Source organism: Klebsiella sp. JB_Kp031, from assembly GCF_040064295.1.
Taxonomy (GTDB): Bacteria; Pseudomonadota; Gammaproteobacteria; order Enterobacterales; family Enterobacteriaceae; genus Klebsiella; species Klebsiella quasipneumoniae.
Window position 1 is genome coordinate 31,349 of the sequence record NZ_JBEAJW010000035.1, and the last position, 14,349, is coordinate 45,697.

The 14,349-nt window shown below is 57.3% G+C and carries 17 protein-coding genes; 16 read left to right on the forward strand and 1 reads right to left on the reverse strand.

Annotated features, from left to right (window positions below; genetic code table 11):
* Positions 1-5: 5 nt before the first annotated feature.
* Complete coding sequence (locus ABLV64_RS16430; RefSeq protein ID WP_004204559.1) at positions 6-590, reverse strand: nucleoside triphosphate pyrophosphatase; 585 nt, start codon at positions 588-590, stop codon at positions 6-8.
* Between the two features lie 141 nt (positions 591-731).
* Here ABLV64_RS16430 and yceD point away from each other — a divergent pair, with 141 nt between their 5' ends.
* The 16 genes from yceD (at position 732) to ABLV64_RS16510 (ending at position 14,343) form a co-directional block, all read left to right on the forward strand.
* Complete coding sequence (gene yceD / locus ABLV64_RS16435; protein WP_017900733.1) at positions 732-1,253, forward strand: 23S rRNA accumulation protein YceD; 522 nt, start codon at positions 732-734, stop codon at positions 1,251-1,253.
* 16 nt (positions 1,254-1,269) lie between these two features.
* The gene (rpmF, locus tag ABLV64_RS16440) at positions 1,270-1,443 is read left to right on the forward strand and encodes a 50S ribosomal protein L32 (RefSeq protein ID WP_000290724.1); all 174 of its coding nucleotides are present in this window, start codon (positions 1,270-1,272) and stop codon (positions 1,441-1,443) included.
* Positions 1,444-1,646: 203 nt separating this feature from the next.
* Positions 1,647-2,744, forward strand: a complete 1,098-nt coding sequence (gene plsX / locus ABLV64_RS16445) for a phosphate acyltransferase PlsX (RefSeq protein ID WP_162544122.1) — start codon at positions 1,647-1,649, stop codon at positions 2,742-2,744.
* A gap of 53 nt (positions 2,745-2,797) precedes the next feature.
* Positions 2,798-3,751: a beta-ketoacyl-ACP synthase III gene (locus ABLV64_RS16450; RefSeq protein ID WP_002899288.1), complete on the forward strand. Its 954-nt coding sequence runs from the start codon at positions 2,798-2,800 to the stop codon at positions 3,749-3,751.
* A 15-nt stretch (positions 3,752-3,766) separates the two neighbouring features.
* Positions 3,767-4,696 carry an ACP S-malonyltransferase gene (gene fabD / locus ABLV64_RS16455; protein ID WP_004204563.1) on the forward strand — a complete coding sequence of 310 codons (930 nt, stop codon included), beginning with the start codon at positions 3,767-3,769 and terminating at the stop codon, positions 4,694-4,696.
* 12 nt (positions 4,697-4,708) lie between these two features.
* Complete coding sequence (gene fabG / locus ABLV64_RS16460) at positions 4,709-5,443, forward strand: 3-oxoacyl-ACP reductase FabG (RefSeq protein ID WP_002899294.1); 735 nt, start codon at positions 4,709-4,711, stop codon at positions 5,441-5,443.
* A 210-nt stretch (positions 5,444-5,653) separates the two neighbouring features.
* Complete coding sequence (gene acpP, locus ABLV64_RS16465; protein WP_000103754.1) at positions 5,654-5,890, forward strand: acyl carrier protein; 237 nt, start codon at positions 5,654-5,656, stop codon at positions 5,888-5,890.
* Positions 5,891-5,978: 88 nt separating this feature from the next.
* A complete protein-coding gene (gene fabF, locus ABLV64_RS16470; protein ID WP_002900666.1) occupies positions 5,979-7,220 on the forward strand; it encodes a beta-ketoacyl-ACP synthase II in 1,242 nt (413 codons plus the stop codon).
* A 125-nt stretch (positions 7,221-7,345) separates the two neighbouring features.
* Positions 7,346-8,155, forward strand: a complete 810-nt coding sequence (gene pabC / locus ABLV64_RS16475; protein ID WP_057214305.1) for an aminodeoxychorismate lyase — start codon at positions 7,346-7,348, stop codon at positions 8,153-8,155.
* Between the two features lies 1 nt (position 8,156).
* On the forward strand, positions 8,157-9,179 hold the full coding sequence (yceG, locus tag ABLV64_RS16480) for a cell division protein YceG (protein ID WP_004204565.1): 1,023 nt from the start codon (positions 8,157-8,159) through the stop codon (positions 9,177-9,179).
* Positions 9,169-9,810, forward strand: coding sequence for a dTMP kinase (gene tmk / locus ABLV64_RS16485; RefSeq protein ID WP_285921521.1), 642 nt, complete (start codon positions 9,169-9,171; stop codon positions 9,808-9,810). Before yceG ends, tmk begins: the two co-directional genes overlap by 11 nt.
* On the forward strand, positions 9,807-10,811 hold the full coding sequence (gene holB / locus ABLV64_RS16490; protein WP_348843392.1) for a DNA polymerase III subunit delta': 1,005 nt from the start codon (positions 9,807-9,809) through the stop codon (positions 10,809-10,811). Before tmk ends, holB begins: the two co-directional genes overlap by 4 nt.
* A gap of 10 nt (positions 10,812-10,821) precedes the next feature.
* Complete coding sequence (locus ABLV64_RS16495; RefSeq protein ID WP_004204569.1) at positions 10,822-11,616, forward strand: metal-dependent hydrolase; 795 nt, start codon at positions 10,822-10,824, stop codon at positions 11,614-11,616.
* A gap of 296 nt (positions 11,617-11,912) precedes the next feature.
* The gene (gene ptsG, locus ABLV64_RS16500) at positions 11,913-13,346 is read left to right on the forward strand and encodes a PTS glucose transporter subunit IIBC (RefSeq protein ID WP_004204570.1); all 1,434 of its coding nucleotides are present in this window, start codon (positions 11,913-11,915) and stop codon (positions 13,344-13,346) included.
* 261 nt (positions 13,347-13,607) lie between these two features.
* Positions 13,608-13,964, forward strand: coding sequence for a purine nucleoside phosphoramidase (gene hinT, locus ABLV64_RS16505; RefSeq protein WP_032452442.1), 357 nt, complete (start codon positions 13,608-13,610; stop codon positions 13,962-13,964).
* A 4-nt stretch (positions 13,965-13,968) separates the two neighbouring features.
* The gene (locus ABLV64_RS16510; RefSeq protein WP_004204572.1) at positions 13,969-14,343 is read left to right on the forward strand and encodes a YcfL family protein; all 375 of its coding nucleotides are present in this window, start codon (positions 13,969-13,971) and stop codon (positions 14,341-14,343) included.
* Positions 14,344-14,349: the final 6 nt, after the last annotated feature.

Here is a 14,349-nt window from a genome sequence, read left to right on the forward strand (position 1 = left end):
TTACCTCAGCCTAACAGCGGGTTGTAATTTTCGCGGCGCAGCATCTGACAGAGCGCGATCAAGGGTAAACCGACCAGCGTATTCGGATCGCGGCCTTCCAGCCGTTCGAACAGCGTAATACCTAACCCCTCGCTCTTAAAACTCCCGGCGCACTGCAGCGGGTTCTCTTTACGCACATAGCCTTCGATCTCTTTATCGCTGAGATGCCGGAAGTGGACGTCAAAGGGCTCGCATTCGGTTTGCAGATGACCGCTGGCGGAGTTGTACAGCGCGAGGCCAGTATAAAAGGTAATGATCGACCCGCTCGCCTTTCTCAACTGCCTGCGGGCATTTTCCTCGGTGTGCGGTTTGCCGGTGATCTCACCGTCCAATACGCAAACCTGATCGGAGCCTATAATAAGGTGATTGGGGTAGCGCGAAGCCAGGCTCTGCGCTTTGGCCTGCGCCAGCCGGGTAACAAGCTGACGCGCGGATTCTTCAGGGCGGGGCGTTTCGTCGACGTCAGGTGCCGCACATTCAAATGGTAACCCCAGTTTTTCCAGCAGCATGCGCCGCCAGGGAGAGGTTGACGCCAGGATAAGTTGAGACATATTTTTTCATCCACATATAGCGCTTCGCAGAGCATCATCTTAAACTATGCGCCGCAATGTGTGCGAATAAATGGCAAAAGGCAACCTGAGGCTGCCTTTTTCTTTGACTCTATGACATTACAAAGTTAATATGCGCGCCCTATGCAAAAGGTAAAATTACCCCTGACTCTTGATCCGGTACGCACGGCTCAAAAACGCCTTGATTACGAAGGCATCTATGCCCGCGATCAGGTTGAACGTGTAGCCGATTCTGTAGTCAGCGTGGACAGCGATGTGGAATGCAGCATGTCGTTCGCTATCGATAACCAGCGTCTCGCCGTTATTACAGGCGATGCGAAGGTGACGGTAACCCTCGAATGCCAGCGTTGCGGGAAACCGTTCTCCCATCACGTCCACACCACGTATTGTTTTAGCCCCGTCAGAAATGACGAACAGGCCGAAGCACTACCGGAAGCGTATGAGCCGATTGAGGTTAACGAATTCGGTGAAATCGACCTGCAGGCAATGGTCGAGGATGAAATTATCCTCTCCCTGCCCGTAGTTCCGGTGCATGATTCTGAACACTGTGAAGTGTCCGACGCGGACATGGTCTTTGGCGAACTGCCTGAAGAGGCACAAAAACCAAACCCATTTGCCGTATTAGCCAGCTTAAAGCGTAAGTAATTGAGGAGTAAGGTCCATGGCCGTACAACAGAATAAACCAACCCGTTCCAAACGTGGCATGCGTCGTTCCCATGACGCGCTGACCGCAGTCACCAGCCTGTCTGTAGACAAAACTTCTGGTGAGAAACACCTGCGTCACCACATCACTGCCGACGGTTTCTACCGCGGTCGCAAGGTTATCGCTAAGTAATCACGCGATACTCGCAGGATTTCCCGTTGCAGGCCATGGCGGGTTTGTACGTACCTGGGCACTCGGTTAACCCGATAACCAGAGGCGTCAATGCCCGGATTGTTGCGTCTGCAGCGTGAAAATTCGCGGGTGCCAGCGTGATGAAGCTTAGTGAGGACTCCCCGGGCAACTGGGGAATCACCGAACCGGGCAGCGACGATACCTTGACACGTCTAACCCTGGCGTTAGATGTCATGGGGGGCGATTTCGGCCCATCCGTGACAGTGCCTGCAGCACTGCAGGCACTGAACTCTAATTCGCAACTCACACTTCTTTTAGTCGGCGATCCCGACGCCATCACGCCATTACTCGCCAAAGCTGACTTCGAACAACGTTCGCGTCTGCAGATTATTCCTGCGCAGTCAGTTATTGCCAGTGATGCGCGACCCGCACAGGCTATCCGCAGCAGTCGCGGAAGCTCAATGCGCGTGGCGCTGGAGCTTGTGAAAGAAGGGCGGGCGGAAGCCTGCGTCAGCGCCGGCAACACCGGCGCGCTGATGGGCCTGGCGAAACTGCTGCTCAAACCGATTGAAGGTATTGAGCGGCCGGCGCTGGTGACGGTGCTGCCGCACCAGCAGAAGGGCAAAACCGTGGTGCTGGATCTCGGCGCCAACGTCGATTGCGACAGCACGATGCTGGTGCAGTTCGCGGTGATGGGGTCAGTGCTGGCGGAAGAGGTGGTCGGCATTGCCAATCCTCGCGTCGCCTTGCTGAACATCGGCGAAGAAGAGATGAAAGGCCTCAGCAGCATCCGCGATGCTGCCGCAGTGCTCAGAACGCTGCCTTCCCTCAACTACATCGGCTATCTTGAAGCCAATGAACTGTTGACCGGAAAAACCGATGTGCTGGTTTGTGATGGATTCACGGGCAACGTCACATTAAAAACCATGGAAGGTGTTGTCAGAATGTTCCTTTCACTGCTGAAATCTCAGGGAGAGGGCAAAAAACGGTCGTGGTGGCTGCTGTTACTAAAACGTTGGTTACAAAAAAGCCTGGCGAGGCGATTCAGTCACCTCAACCCCGACCAGTATAATGGCGCCTGTCTGTTAGGATTGCGCGGTTCCGTGATCAAGAGTCATGGTGCTGCCAATCAACGCGCCTTTAGCGTCGCGATAGAGCAGGCAGTGCAGGCGGTGCAGCGGCAAATTCCTCAACGGATCGCCGCGCGCCTGGAATCTTTATACCCAGCTGGTTTCGAGCTGCCGGAAAGCGACAGTGACGTGAACGCCCGACAGCAAAGCGGGACGAATGGACACCACTGACGCCGCGGCGGTTGAACGAGGCGGGTATATTACCCAAGAGTGACTGAGCGTACATGTATACGAAGATTATTGGTACCGGCAGCTATCTGCCCGAGCAAGTGCGTACAAACGCCGACCTGGAAAAAATGGTAGAGACCTCTGACGAGTGGATTGTCACCCGCACAGGTATCCGTGAGCGTCGTATTGCCGCAGCGCATGAAACAGTTGCTACGATGGGCTTTGAAGCCGCAAAGCAGGCGCTGGCGATGGCGGGCGTGTCCGCGGAGCAAATTGGTCTGATCATCGTTGCGACCACCTCCGGCACGCACGCGTTTCCGAGTTCGGCATGCCAGATTCAGTCTATGCTGGGCGTCAAGGGCTGCCCGGCGTTTGACGTCGCGGCCGCCTGCGCCGGTTTCACCTATGCGCTGAGTGTCGCCGATCAGTATGTCAAGAACGGCGCGGTGGACTATGCGCTGGTCGTCGGCGCCGATGTGCTGGCGCGCACCTGCGATCCGGCCGATCGCGGGACGATTATTATTTTCGGCGATGGCGCCGGGGCGGTGGTGCTGGGCGCCTCCGAAGAGCCTGGCATTATCTCGACGCATCTGCATGCTGACGGTAGCTATGGCGAACTGCTGACCCTGCCGAACGCCGATCGCGTCGATCCGGAAAATCCGATCTATCTGACGATGGCCGGCAATGAAGTCTTCAAAGTGGCGGTCACTGAGTTAGCGCACATCGTTGATGAGACGCTGGCCGCGAATAATCTTGAACGTTCTGCGCTGGACTGGCTGGTGCCGCATCAGGCAAACCTGCGGATCATCAGCGCGACGGCGAAGAAACTGGGCATGTCGATGGATAACGTCGTAGTGACCCTCGACCGCCATGGCAACACCTCCGCGGCGTCAGTCCCTTGCGCGCTGGATGAGGCCGTCCGCGATGGCCGCATTCAACGTGGGCAGCTGATTTTGCTGGAAGCCTTTGGTGGCGGTTTCACCTGGGGTTCCGCGCTGGTTCGTTTTTAGTATAAGGATTTAAACATGACGCAATTTGCTTTTGTGTTCCCGGGACAGGGCTCGCAGGCCGTAGGCATGCTGGCCGATATGGCGGCGACCTGGCCGGTCATTGAAGAGACCTTCGGTGAAGCTTCCGCAGCGTTGGGTTACGATCTGTGGGCGCTGACGCAACAGGGCCCGGCAGAAGAACTGAATAAGACCTGGCAGACCCAGCCAGCGCTGCTGACCGCCTCCGTGGCGCTGTACCGCGTCTGGCAGCAGCAGGGCGGCAAAGCGCCGGCGCTGCTGGCTGGCCACAGCCTCGGCGAATACTCCGCGCTGGTTTGCGCGGGCGTTATCGCTTTCGCTGATGCCGTTCGCCTGGTTGAACTGCGCGGCAAATTCATGCAGGAAGCTGTACCGGAAGGTACTGGCGCCATGTCAGCGATTATCGGTCTGGACGACGCGGCTATTGCCAAAGCCTGTGAAGAATCGGCCGAAGGGCAGGTCGTCTCCCCGGTGAACTACAATTCCCCGGGCCAGGTGGTTATCGCCGGCCACAAAGAGGCCGTTGAACGCGCAGGCGCCGCCTGTAAGGCCGCGGGCGCTAAACGGGCGCTGCCGTTGCCGGTGAGCGTGCCGTCTCACTGTGCGCTGATGAAGCCAGCTGCGGAGAAACTGGCGCTTGAGCTGCAGAAAATCACTTTCAACGCGCCGACGATCCCGGTGGTAAATAACGTCGACGTGAAGTGCGAAACCGCGCCGGACGCCATTCGCGACGCGCTGGTACGCCAGCTGTATAGTCCGGTTCAGTGGACTAAAACTGTTGAGTTTATGGCTGCTCAGGGCGTAACGCATCTGTATGAGGTTGGCCCGGGTAAAGTCCTCACCGGCCTGACCAAACGTATTGTTGACACCCTGACCGCTTCCGCGCTTAACGAGCCGGCGGCGATGTCTGCGGCGCTTGAGCAATAAAAGAGGAAAACCATGAGTTTTGAAGGAAAAATCGCGCTGGTTACCGGTGCAAGCCGCGGTATTGGCCGCGCCATCGCTGAAACGCTCGTCGCCCGCGGCGCGAAAGTTATCGGTACTGCGACCAGCGAAAGCGGCGCGCAGGCGATCAGCGACTATTTAGGCGCCAACGGTAAAGGTCTGATGTTGAATGTGACCGACCCGGCATCTATTGAATCTGTTCTGGAAAATGTGCGCGCAGAGTTTGGCGAAGTGGATATCCTGGTGAATAATGCCGGTATCACTCGCGACAACCTGTTAATGCGCATGAAAGATGACGAGTGGAACGATATCATCGAAACCAACCTGTCATCGGTTTTCCGTCTGTCAAAAGCGGTAATGCGCGCTATGATGAAAAAGCGTCATGGACGTATTATCACTATCGGTTCTGTGGTTGGTACCATGGGAAATGCGGGTCAGGCCAACTACGCTGCGGCGAAAGCGGGTCTGATCGGCTTCAGTAAATCACTGGCGCGTGAAGTTGCGTCCCGCGGTATTACTGTAAACGTTGTTGCTCCGGGCTTTATTGAAACGGACATGACGCGTGCGCTGACCGATGAGCAGCGTGCGGGTACGCTGGCGGCAGTTCCTGCGGGGCGCCTTGGCACCCCAAATGAAATCGCCAGCGCGGTTGCATTTTTAGCCTCTGACGAAGCAAGTTACATCACTGGTGAAACCCTGCACGTCAACGGCGGAATGTACATGGTCTGACCGAGATTTGTGCAAAACGTTCAGGAACCGCGCACTTCGCACGGTTCTCTGTGCGGTTTTGTGCGAAAAGATTTGCGTTCTTAGGGCAAACGGCCTCAAAATAGCGCAAAATCGTGGTAAGACCTGCCGGGATTTAGTTGCAAATTTTTCAACATTTTATACACTACGAAAACCATCGCGAAAGCGAGTTTTGATAGGAAATTTAAGAGTATGAGCACTATCGAAGAACGCGTTAAGAAAATTATCGGCGAGCAGCTGGGCGTTAAGCAGGAAGAAGTTACCAACAATGCTTCCTTCGTTGAAGACCTGGGCGCTGATTCTCTTGACACCGTTGAGCTGGTAATGGCTCTGGAAGAAGAGTTTGATACTGAGATTCCGGACGAAGAAGCTGAGAAAATCACCACCGTTCAGGCTGCCATTGATTACATCAACGGCCACCAGGCGTAAGTGAACATCTCCAGGCGGTCATTCGACCGCCTGAGTTTTATCTTTATTTGTCCCACAAGAATCTATTTTCCCTCCCTGGAGGACAAACGTGTCTAAGCGTCGTGTAGTTGTGACCGGACTGGGCATGTTGTCTCCTGTCGGCAATACCGTAGAGTCTACCTGGAAAGCTCTCCTTGCCGGTCAGAGTGGCATCAGCCTGATCGACCATTTCGATACTAGCGCCTATGCAACGAAATTTGCTGGCTTAGTAAAGGATTTTAACTGTGATGACATCATCTCGCGCAAAGAGCAGCGCAAGATGGATGCCTTCATTCAATATGGAATTGTCGCTGGCGTTCAGGCCATGCAGGATTCTGGCCTTGAAGTGACGGAAGAGAATGCTACCCGTATTGGTGCCGCAATCGGCTCTGGTATTGGCGGTCTCGGCTTGATCGAAGAAAACCACAGTTCGCTGGTCAACGGCGGACCGCGTAAGATCAGCCCATTCTTCGTTCCCTCCACAATTGTTAACATGGTGGCCGGCCATCTGACCATCATGTTTGGTCTGCGTGGACCAAGTATCTCCATCGCGACCGCCTGTACTTCAGGCGTGCACAACATCGGTCAGGCTGCGCGCATCATCGCCTATGGCGATGCCGATGCGATGGTGGCAGGCGGTGCGGAAAAAGCCAGTACCCCGCTTGGCGTGGGCGGCTTTGGCGCAGCGCGGGCGCTCTCCACGCGCAATGACAACCCGCAGGCGGCAAGCCGTCCGTGGGATAAAGATCGCGACGGCTTCGTGCTGGGCGACGGCGCGGGCATGGTGGTGCTGGAAGAGTACGAGCACGCAAAAAAACGCGGCGCGAAAATCTACGCCGAGATCGTCGGCTTCGGCATGAGCAGCGATGCTTACCATATGACATCACCGCCGGAAGATGGCGCGGGCGCCGCGCTGGCGATGGTGAATGCCATTCGCGATGCGGGCATCGAACCGGGCCAGATCGGCTACGTCAACGCCCACGGCACCTCGACGCCGGCTGGCGATAAAGCGGAAGCGCAGGCGGTTAAGTCTGTCTTCGGCGATGCGGCGAGCCGCGTACTGGTGAGCTCCACCAAATCCATGACCGGGCATCTGCTGGGCGCGGCAGGGGCGGTAGAGTCGATTTACTCTATCCTGGCGCTGCGCGATCAGGCGGTTCCGCCGACGATCAACCTCGACAACCCGGATGAGGGCTGCGACCTCGACTTCGTTCCGCACGAAGCGCGTCAGGTTTCCGGTATGGAGTACACCCTGTGCAACTCCTTCGGCTTTGGCGGCACTAACGGTTCGCTGATCTTCAAAAAAGTGTGACAGGGCTTGCCCCGGTACTGCTTTAACAAAAGGCCCGATTGTCGGGCCTTTTTTATTCGGCTTTCTCCACTTGTCCTCTGCTCCGTGTCCTGAGACACTCACCGACCAGTGAAAAGGAGTCCTTTATGTTCTTGATAAATGGCGTTGAACAGGACACGCTGGCGGCGAACGATCGCGCCGTCCAGTTTGGCGACGGTTGTTTTACCACTGCCCGTATACAGCATGGACAGGTTGCGTTACTGGACGCCCATCTGCAGCGTTTGCAGACAACCTGCGAAAAATTACGCATCCCGTTTGACGACTGGCTGACGCTAAGCGACGAGATGCAGCGTCTGGCTCGACCGCACGCGCAGGGCGTGCTTAAGGTGACCCTTACCCGCGGCGTTGGGGGAAGGGGATACAGCACGGCGGGCTGTGCGTCGCCCACCCGTATTCTGAGCGACTCTCCGCTTCCGGCGCACTACGCGCGCTGGCGGGAGGAGGGCATTACCCTGACCCGGAGCCCGGTGACCCTGGGGCGCAACCCCTGGCTGGCTGGCCTGAAGCATCTTAATCGTCTGGAGCAGGTGCTGATTCGCTCTCATCTTGAACAGACGGACGCCGATGAGGCGCTGGTCCTTGACAGTGACGGGTGGCTTACGGAATGCTGTGCCGCGAATTTATTCTGGCGTCAGGGACGGGATGTATTTACTCCGCGACTCGATTATGCCGGGGTCAACGGCATAATGCGGCAGCGCTGTATCGCGCAGCTGGCACCATCGACGTTTCGCGTTGTCGAAGTGACAGCGCGTCCCGAGGCGTTGCGGGAGGCCGATGAAGTGCTGATCTGCAATGCGCTGATGCCGCTGGTGCCGGTTCGTCGCTGGGAGGAGACCGTCTGGTCCTCGCGCGAGCTTTACCATTTTTTAGCCCCTTTGTGTGAGCTGTCTGGTTAGTATGAAGAAAATGTTACGTTTTATCCTGTTGCTGGTGGTGCTGTTGGGCATCGCCGCGGCGGCAGGAATGTGGAAGGTACGCCAGCTGGCGGACAGCAAGCTGCTGATTAAAGAAGAGACCATCTTTACCCTCGAAGCCGGCACCGGCCGGCTGGCGCTGGGGCAGGATCTCTATCGCGAGAAGGTGATCAATCGCCCGCGCGTGTTCCAGTGGCTGCTGCGGATGGAGCCTGAGCTGTCTCACTTCAAGGCCGGGACCTATCGCCTCACGCCGCAAATGACGGTGCGCGAGATGCTGCAGCTGCTGGCCAGCGGCAAAGAGGCGCAGTTTCCGCTGCGCTTTGTCGAAGGCATGCGCGTCAGCGACTACCTTCGTCAGCTGCGCGATGCTCCCTACGTGAAGCACACGCTTGAAGACGATAGCTACGCGACGGTGGCTAAGGCGTTAGGTCTTGACCATGCCGACTGGGTGGAAGGCTGGTTCTGGCCGGACACCTGGATGTACACCGCCAATACTAGCGACATCGCCATCCTCAAGCGCGCGCATCAGAAAATGGTCACTGAAGTGGCGAAGATTTGGGAAGGACGGATGGATAATCTGCCCTATGCCGATCAGAATCAGCTGTTGACCATGGCCTCGATTATTGAGAAAGAGACCGCGGTGGCGGAAGAGCGCGATCGCGTCGCGTCGGTATTTATCAACCGCCTGCGCATCGGCATGCGCTTACAGACCGACCCAACGGTGATCTACGGGATGGGCGAAGGGTATAATGGAAAGTTAACGCGTAAGGATCTGGAGACGCCGACCGCGTACAATACCTATACCATCAGCGGCCTGCCGCCAGGCCCTATCGCGGTGCCGGGCGAAGCGTCGCTGAAGGCGGCCGCCCATCCGGCGAAAACACCATACCTCTATTTTGTCGCCGACGGGAAAGGGGGCCATACGTTTACCACAAACCTGGTCAGCCATAACCGCGCGGTGCAGGACTATCTGAAAGTACTTAAGGAAAAAAATGCGCAGTAACTATATCGTCATCGAGGGGCTGGAGGGCGCCGGGAAGACCACCGCACGTCAACTGGTGGTGGAGACGCTGCAGTCGGCAGGTATTCACGATATGGTGTTTACCCGTGAGCCGGGGGGCACAATCCTTGCTGAAAAACTGCGTAGCCTGGTGCTGGATATCCAGTCCACGGGCGATGAAGTGATTAACGATAAAGCGGAAGTGCTGATGTTTTACGCGGCGCGCGTCCAGCTGGTGGAGACGGTGATTAAGCCTGCTCTGGCTCGCGGCCAGTGGGTGATCGGCGATCGTCACGATCTCTCCACCCAGGCCTATCAGGGCGGCGGCAGGGGCATTGACCGCATGATGCTGGCGACGCTGCGCGACGCCGTTCTCGGCGATTTTCGTCCCGATTTGACGCTGTACCTCGACGTTACGCCGGAAGTGGGGCTGCAGCGCGCCCGCGCCCGCGGCGAACTGGATCGCATTGAGCAGGAGTCGATGAACTTCTTCAATCGTACCCGCGCGCGCTACCTTGAGCTGGCTGCGGCAGATCCTTCTATCCGCACAGTGGACGCGACGCAGCCGCTGGATGCCGTCGCACGCGATATTCGCGCCACGATCGCCCAGTGGATGGCGGAGCAACCGGCATGAAATGGTATCCGTGGCTGCGCCCCTCGTTCGAGCAACTGGTCGGTAGCTATCAGGCCGGACGTGGCCACCACGCCTTACTGTTACAGTCTATGAGCGGGATGGGCGGCGAGGCGTTGATTTATGCGCTGTGCCGCTTCCTGATGTGCCGCCAGCCTGCAGGGCATAAAAGCTGCGGTCACTGCCACAGCTGCCAGCTGATGCAGGCCGGTACGCACCCCGATTACTATCCGCTGAGCCCTGAGAAAGGCAAGAGCGCGCTGGGTATTGACGCGGTGCGCGATGTCAACGACAAGCTCTATGAGCGCGCGCGCCTCGGTGGGGCGAAGGTGGTATGGATTAGCGATGCCGCCTTGCTGACCGATGCTGCCGCCAACGCGTTGCTGAAAACGCTGGAGGAGCCGCCGGAAAATACCTGGTTCTTCCTCGCCTGCGAGGAGCCGGCGCGTCTGCTGACCACCCTGCGCAGTCGCTGCCGCCTGCACCACCTGTCGCCGCCGACGGAATCTTATGCCCTGGCCTGGCTGGAGCGTGAGGTGAACCTGCCGCAGGAGGCGCTGCTGACCGCGTTACGTCTGTGCGCCAGCGCGCCGGCCGCCGCGCTCGAACTGCTTAAAGAGCCGCAGTGGACGGCGCGACAGCAGCTGTGTCAGGCGCTGGCGACCACTTTGGCGAGCGGTGACTGGCTGGCGCTGCTGCCGATACTCAATCATGAACAGGCGGCGGTTCGCCTGCACTGGCTGGCATCGCTGCTGGTCGATGCGCAAAAACGACAGCAGGGAATTGCCCTGGTGAGCAACCCGGATGTCTGGCCGCTGCTGGAGCAGCTGGCGCACAGTCTGCCCGCCTCTCGGCTGCAGGCGATTGCCCATGACGTCTGTACCTGCCGCGAGCAATTGCTGAACGTCGTCGGCGTCAACCGCGAACTGCTGCTTACCGAGCGCCTGCTGCGCTGGGAACATTACCTGCAACCCGGGACGGTTTTACCCGTCTCCCACCTCTGAGTGAGACATTATGTTTTTAGTCGACTCCCACTGCCATCTTGATGGTCTGGATTATCAAACCCTGCACAAAAACGTCGATGACGTACTGGCAAAAGCGGCCGCACGCGATGTGAAATTTTGCCTGGCGGTCGCCACGACGCTGCCTGGCTACCGCAGTATGCGCGAGCTGGTAGGAAGGCGTGACAACGTCGTCTTCTCCTGCGGCGTGCACCCGTTAAACCAGGATGAGCCCTACGAGGTGGAGACGCTGCGCACGCTGGCGGCGGAAGAGGGCGTCGTCGCGATGGGAGAGACCGGACTGGACTATTTTTATACCCCGGAAACCAAAGTCCAGCAGCAAACTTCGTTCCGTGACCATATCCGCATCGGCCGGGAGCTGAACAAGCCCGTGATCGTGCATACCCGTGACGCTCGCGCCGATACCCTGGCCATTTTACGCGAAGAAAAGGTGACGGATTGCGGAGGCGTACTACACTGTTTCACTGAGGACAGGGAGACGGCGGGTAAGCTGCTCGACATGGGGTTCTATATCTCGTTTTCCGGTATCGTCACTTTCCGTAACGCCGAGCAGCTGCGCGATGCGGCGCGCTATGTTCCGCTGGATCGTCTGCTGGTGGAGACCGATTCGCCATACCTGGCGCCGGTACCCCATCGCGGCAAAGAGAACCAGCCGGCGCTGGTGCGTGACGTTGCTGAATACATGGCGGTACTGAAGGGTGTGTCGCTGGAGCAACTGGCTCAGCAGACCACCGACAATTTTGCCACGCTGTTCCACATTGACCCCGCCCGCTTGCAACCTGCTTGATCTGCTTATTATTTTAAGGCTCGTAATTAATAGCCAAAGCGAGTAAAGTTCACCGCCACAAAAGTGGCGGTGAAGGTTTTTTGGCAACATCTGGATACAACTTATGTAAGCTGATGTAAATTTTTACCGGAAGGCTGATTGAAACGTGATAGCCGTCAAACAATCATCCCGTTAATTATTTTACTCTGTGTAATAAATAAAGGGCGCTTAGATGTCCTGTCCACGGCGCGGTTCTCCCCCCGGGCCAATGCGTGAAAACGTAAAAAAGTACCAAATACTCAGGAGCACTCTCAATTATGTTTAAGAATGCATTTGCTAACCTGCAGAAGGTCGGTAAATCGCTGATGCTGCCGGTATCCGTACTGCCTATCGCAGGTATCCTGCTGGGCGTCGGTTCCGCAAACTTCAGCTGGCTGCCAGCCGTGGTCTCCCACGTTATGGCAGAAGCAGGCGGTTCAGTTTTCGCCAACATGCCGCTGATCTTCGCTATCGGTGTGGCCCTCGGCTTCACCAATAACGACGGTGTATCCGCACTGGCTGCAGTGGTAGCTTACGGCATCATGGTGAAAACCATGGCGGTGGTTGCGCCGCTGGTGCTGCATTTACCTGCTGACGAGATTGCGGCAAAACACCTGGCTGATACCGGCGTGCTTGGCGGTATTATCTCCGGTGCTATCGCCGCGTACATGTTTAACCGCTTCTATCGCATTAAGCTGCCAGAATATCTCGGCTTCTTTGCGGGCAAGCGCTTTGTACCGATTATCTCTGGTCTGGCCGCTATCTTCACCGGCGTGATCCTCTCCTTCATTTGGCCGCCGATCGGTTCCGCGATCCAGACCTTCTCCCAGTGGGCTGCTTATCAGAACCCGGTGGTGGCGTTTGGTATCTACGGTTTCATCGAGCGTTGCCTGGTGCCGTTTGGTCTGCACCACATCTGGAACGTTCCTTTCCAGATGCAGATCGGCGAATACACCAACGCGGCTGGTCAGGTATTCCACGGCGATATCCCGCGCTACATGGCAGGCGACCCGACCGCGGGCAAACTGTCTGGCGGCTTCCTGTTCAAAATGTACGGTCTGCCGGCAGCGGCTATCGCGATTTGGCACTCTGCTAAACCGGAAAACCGCGCCAAAGTGGGCGGTATCATGATCTCCGCCGCGCTGACCTCGTTCCTGACCGGTATCACCGAGCCGATCGAGTTCTCGTTCATGTTCGTGGCGCCGATCCTGTACGTTATCCATGCCATCCTGGCGGGTCTGGCGTTCCCGATCTGTATCCTGCTGGGTATGCGTGACGGTACTTCATTCTCTCACGGCCTGATCGACTTTATCGTGCTGTCCGGTAACAGCAGCAAGCTGTGGCTGTTCCCGATCGTCGGTATCTGCTATGCGATCGTGTACTACGTCATTTTCCGCGTGCTGATTAAAGCCCTGGATCTGAAAACACCGGGTCGTGAAGATACCACCGAAGAGAGCAAAGCTGGTGCAACCAGCGAGATGGCTCCGGCTCTGATCGCCGCTTTCGGCGGTAAAGAGAACATCACCAACCTCGACGCATGTATTACTCGTCTGCGTGTTAGCGTGGCGGATGTAGCGAAAGTTGACCAGGCTGGCCTGAAAAAACTGGGCGCCGCTGGCGTGGTAGTGGCAGGTTCTGGCGTACAGGCCATCTTCGGTACCAAGTCCGATAACCTGAAAACTGAAATGGATGAGTACATCCGTAACAGTTAAGACGTAGTATCGGGGAGACTAAGGCAGCCAACTGGCTGCCTTTTTTACGTGACAAGATCGGCCTTCCAGAGGCGATAACCCTGCTAACTGTCCGCCAAATGCTTATTCCCTCAGCAGCTAAGTCTATAGTTGAATAAGAAAAAGAGCTTTCAGGTTGAAAGAGAGGGAGGATGTCGCTCATACTCTTACCTGAACCTGTGCGTCCGCGTTTATCTGCAGAAGCAGGCCAGCGTACGGGATAAAACTAATAAGGAATCAGTCATGGCAGAAGAAACGATTTTCAGCAAAATCATTCGCCGGGAGATCCCGTCGGATATGGTTTATCAGGATGAGCTTGTGACCGCTTTTCGCGACATCTCCCCGCAGGCGCCCACCCACATTCTGATTGTCCCGAACGTTCTGATTCCTACCGTAAATGACGTCACCACCGAACATGAGCTGGCCCTGGGCCGGATGATGACCGTCGCGGCGAAGATTGCCCGCGATGAAGGCCTCGCCGACGATGGCTACCGGTTGATCGTCAACTGCAACCGCCACGGCGGCCAGGAAGTTTACCATATCCATATGCATCTGCTGGGCGGTCGTCCGCTGGGTCCGATGCTGGCGCACAAAGGCTAACGCCATGCTAAGGACCCTTTTGGGCGCGTGTCTGGCGGCGGGGCTGCTGGCCGGATGTAGTTCACACCCGGAGATCCCGGTTTCTGACCAGCAGGCGCTGGTGATGGAGTCGAGCGTGCTGGCCGCCGGGATCAGCGCCAGCGAGCCTGTCGTCGTGGCGACGGAGATACAGGCTACCGCCTCCTCTACGCTGTATAACGAGCGCCAACAGCCGGTCACCGTGCATTATCGTTTTTTCTGGTATGACGCCCGAGGGCTGGAGATGCACCCCCTGGAGGCGCCGCGCACCATCGTGGTCCCGGCTCGCTCCTCGGTGACGTTGTATGGCAGCGCCAATATCCTGGGGGCGCATAAGGCCCGCCTTTATCTTTATCTGTAAGGGGTA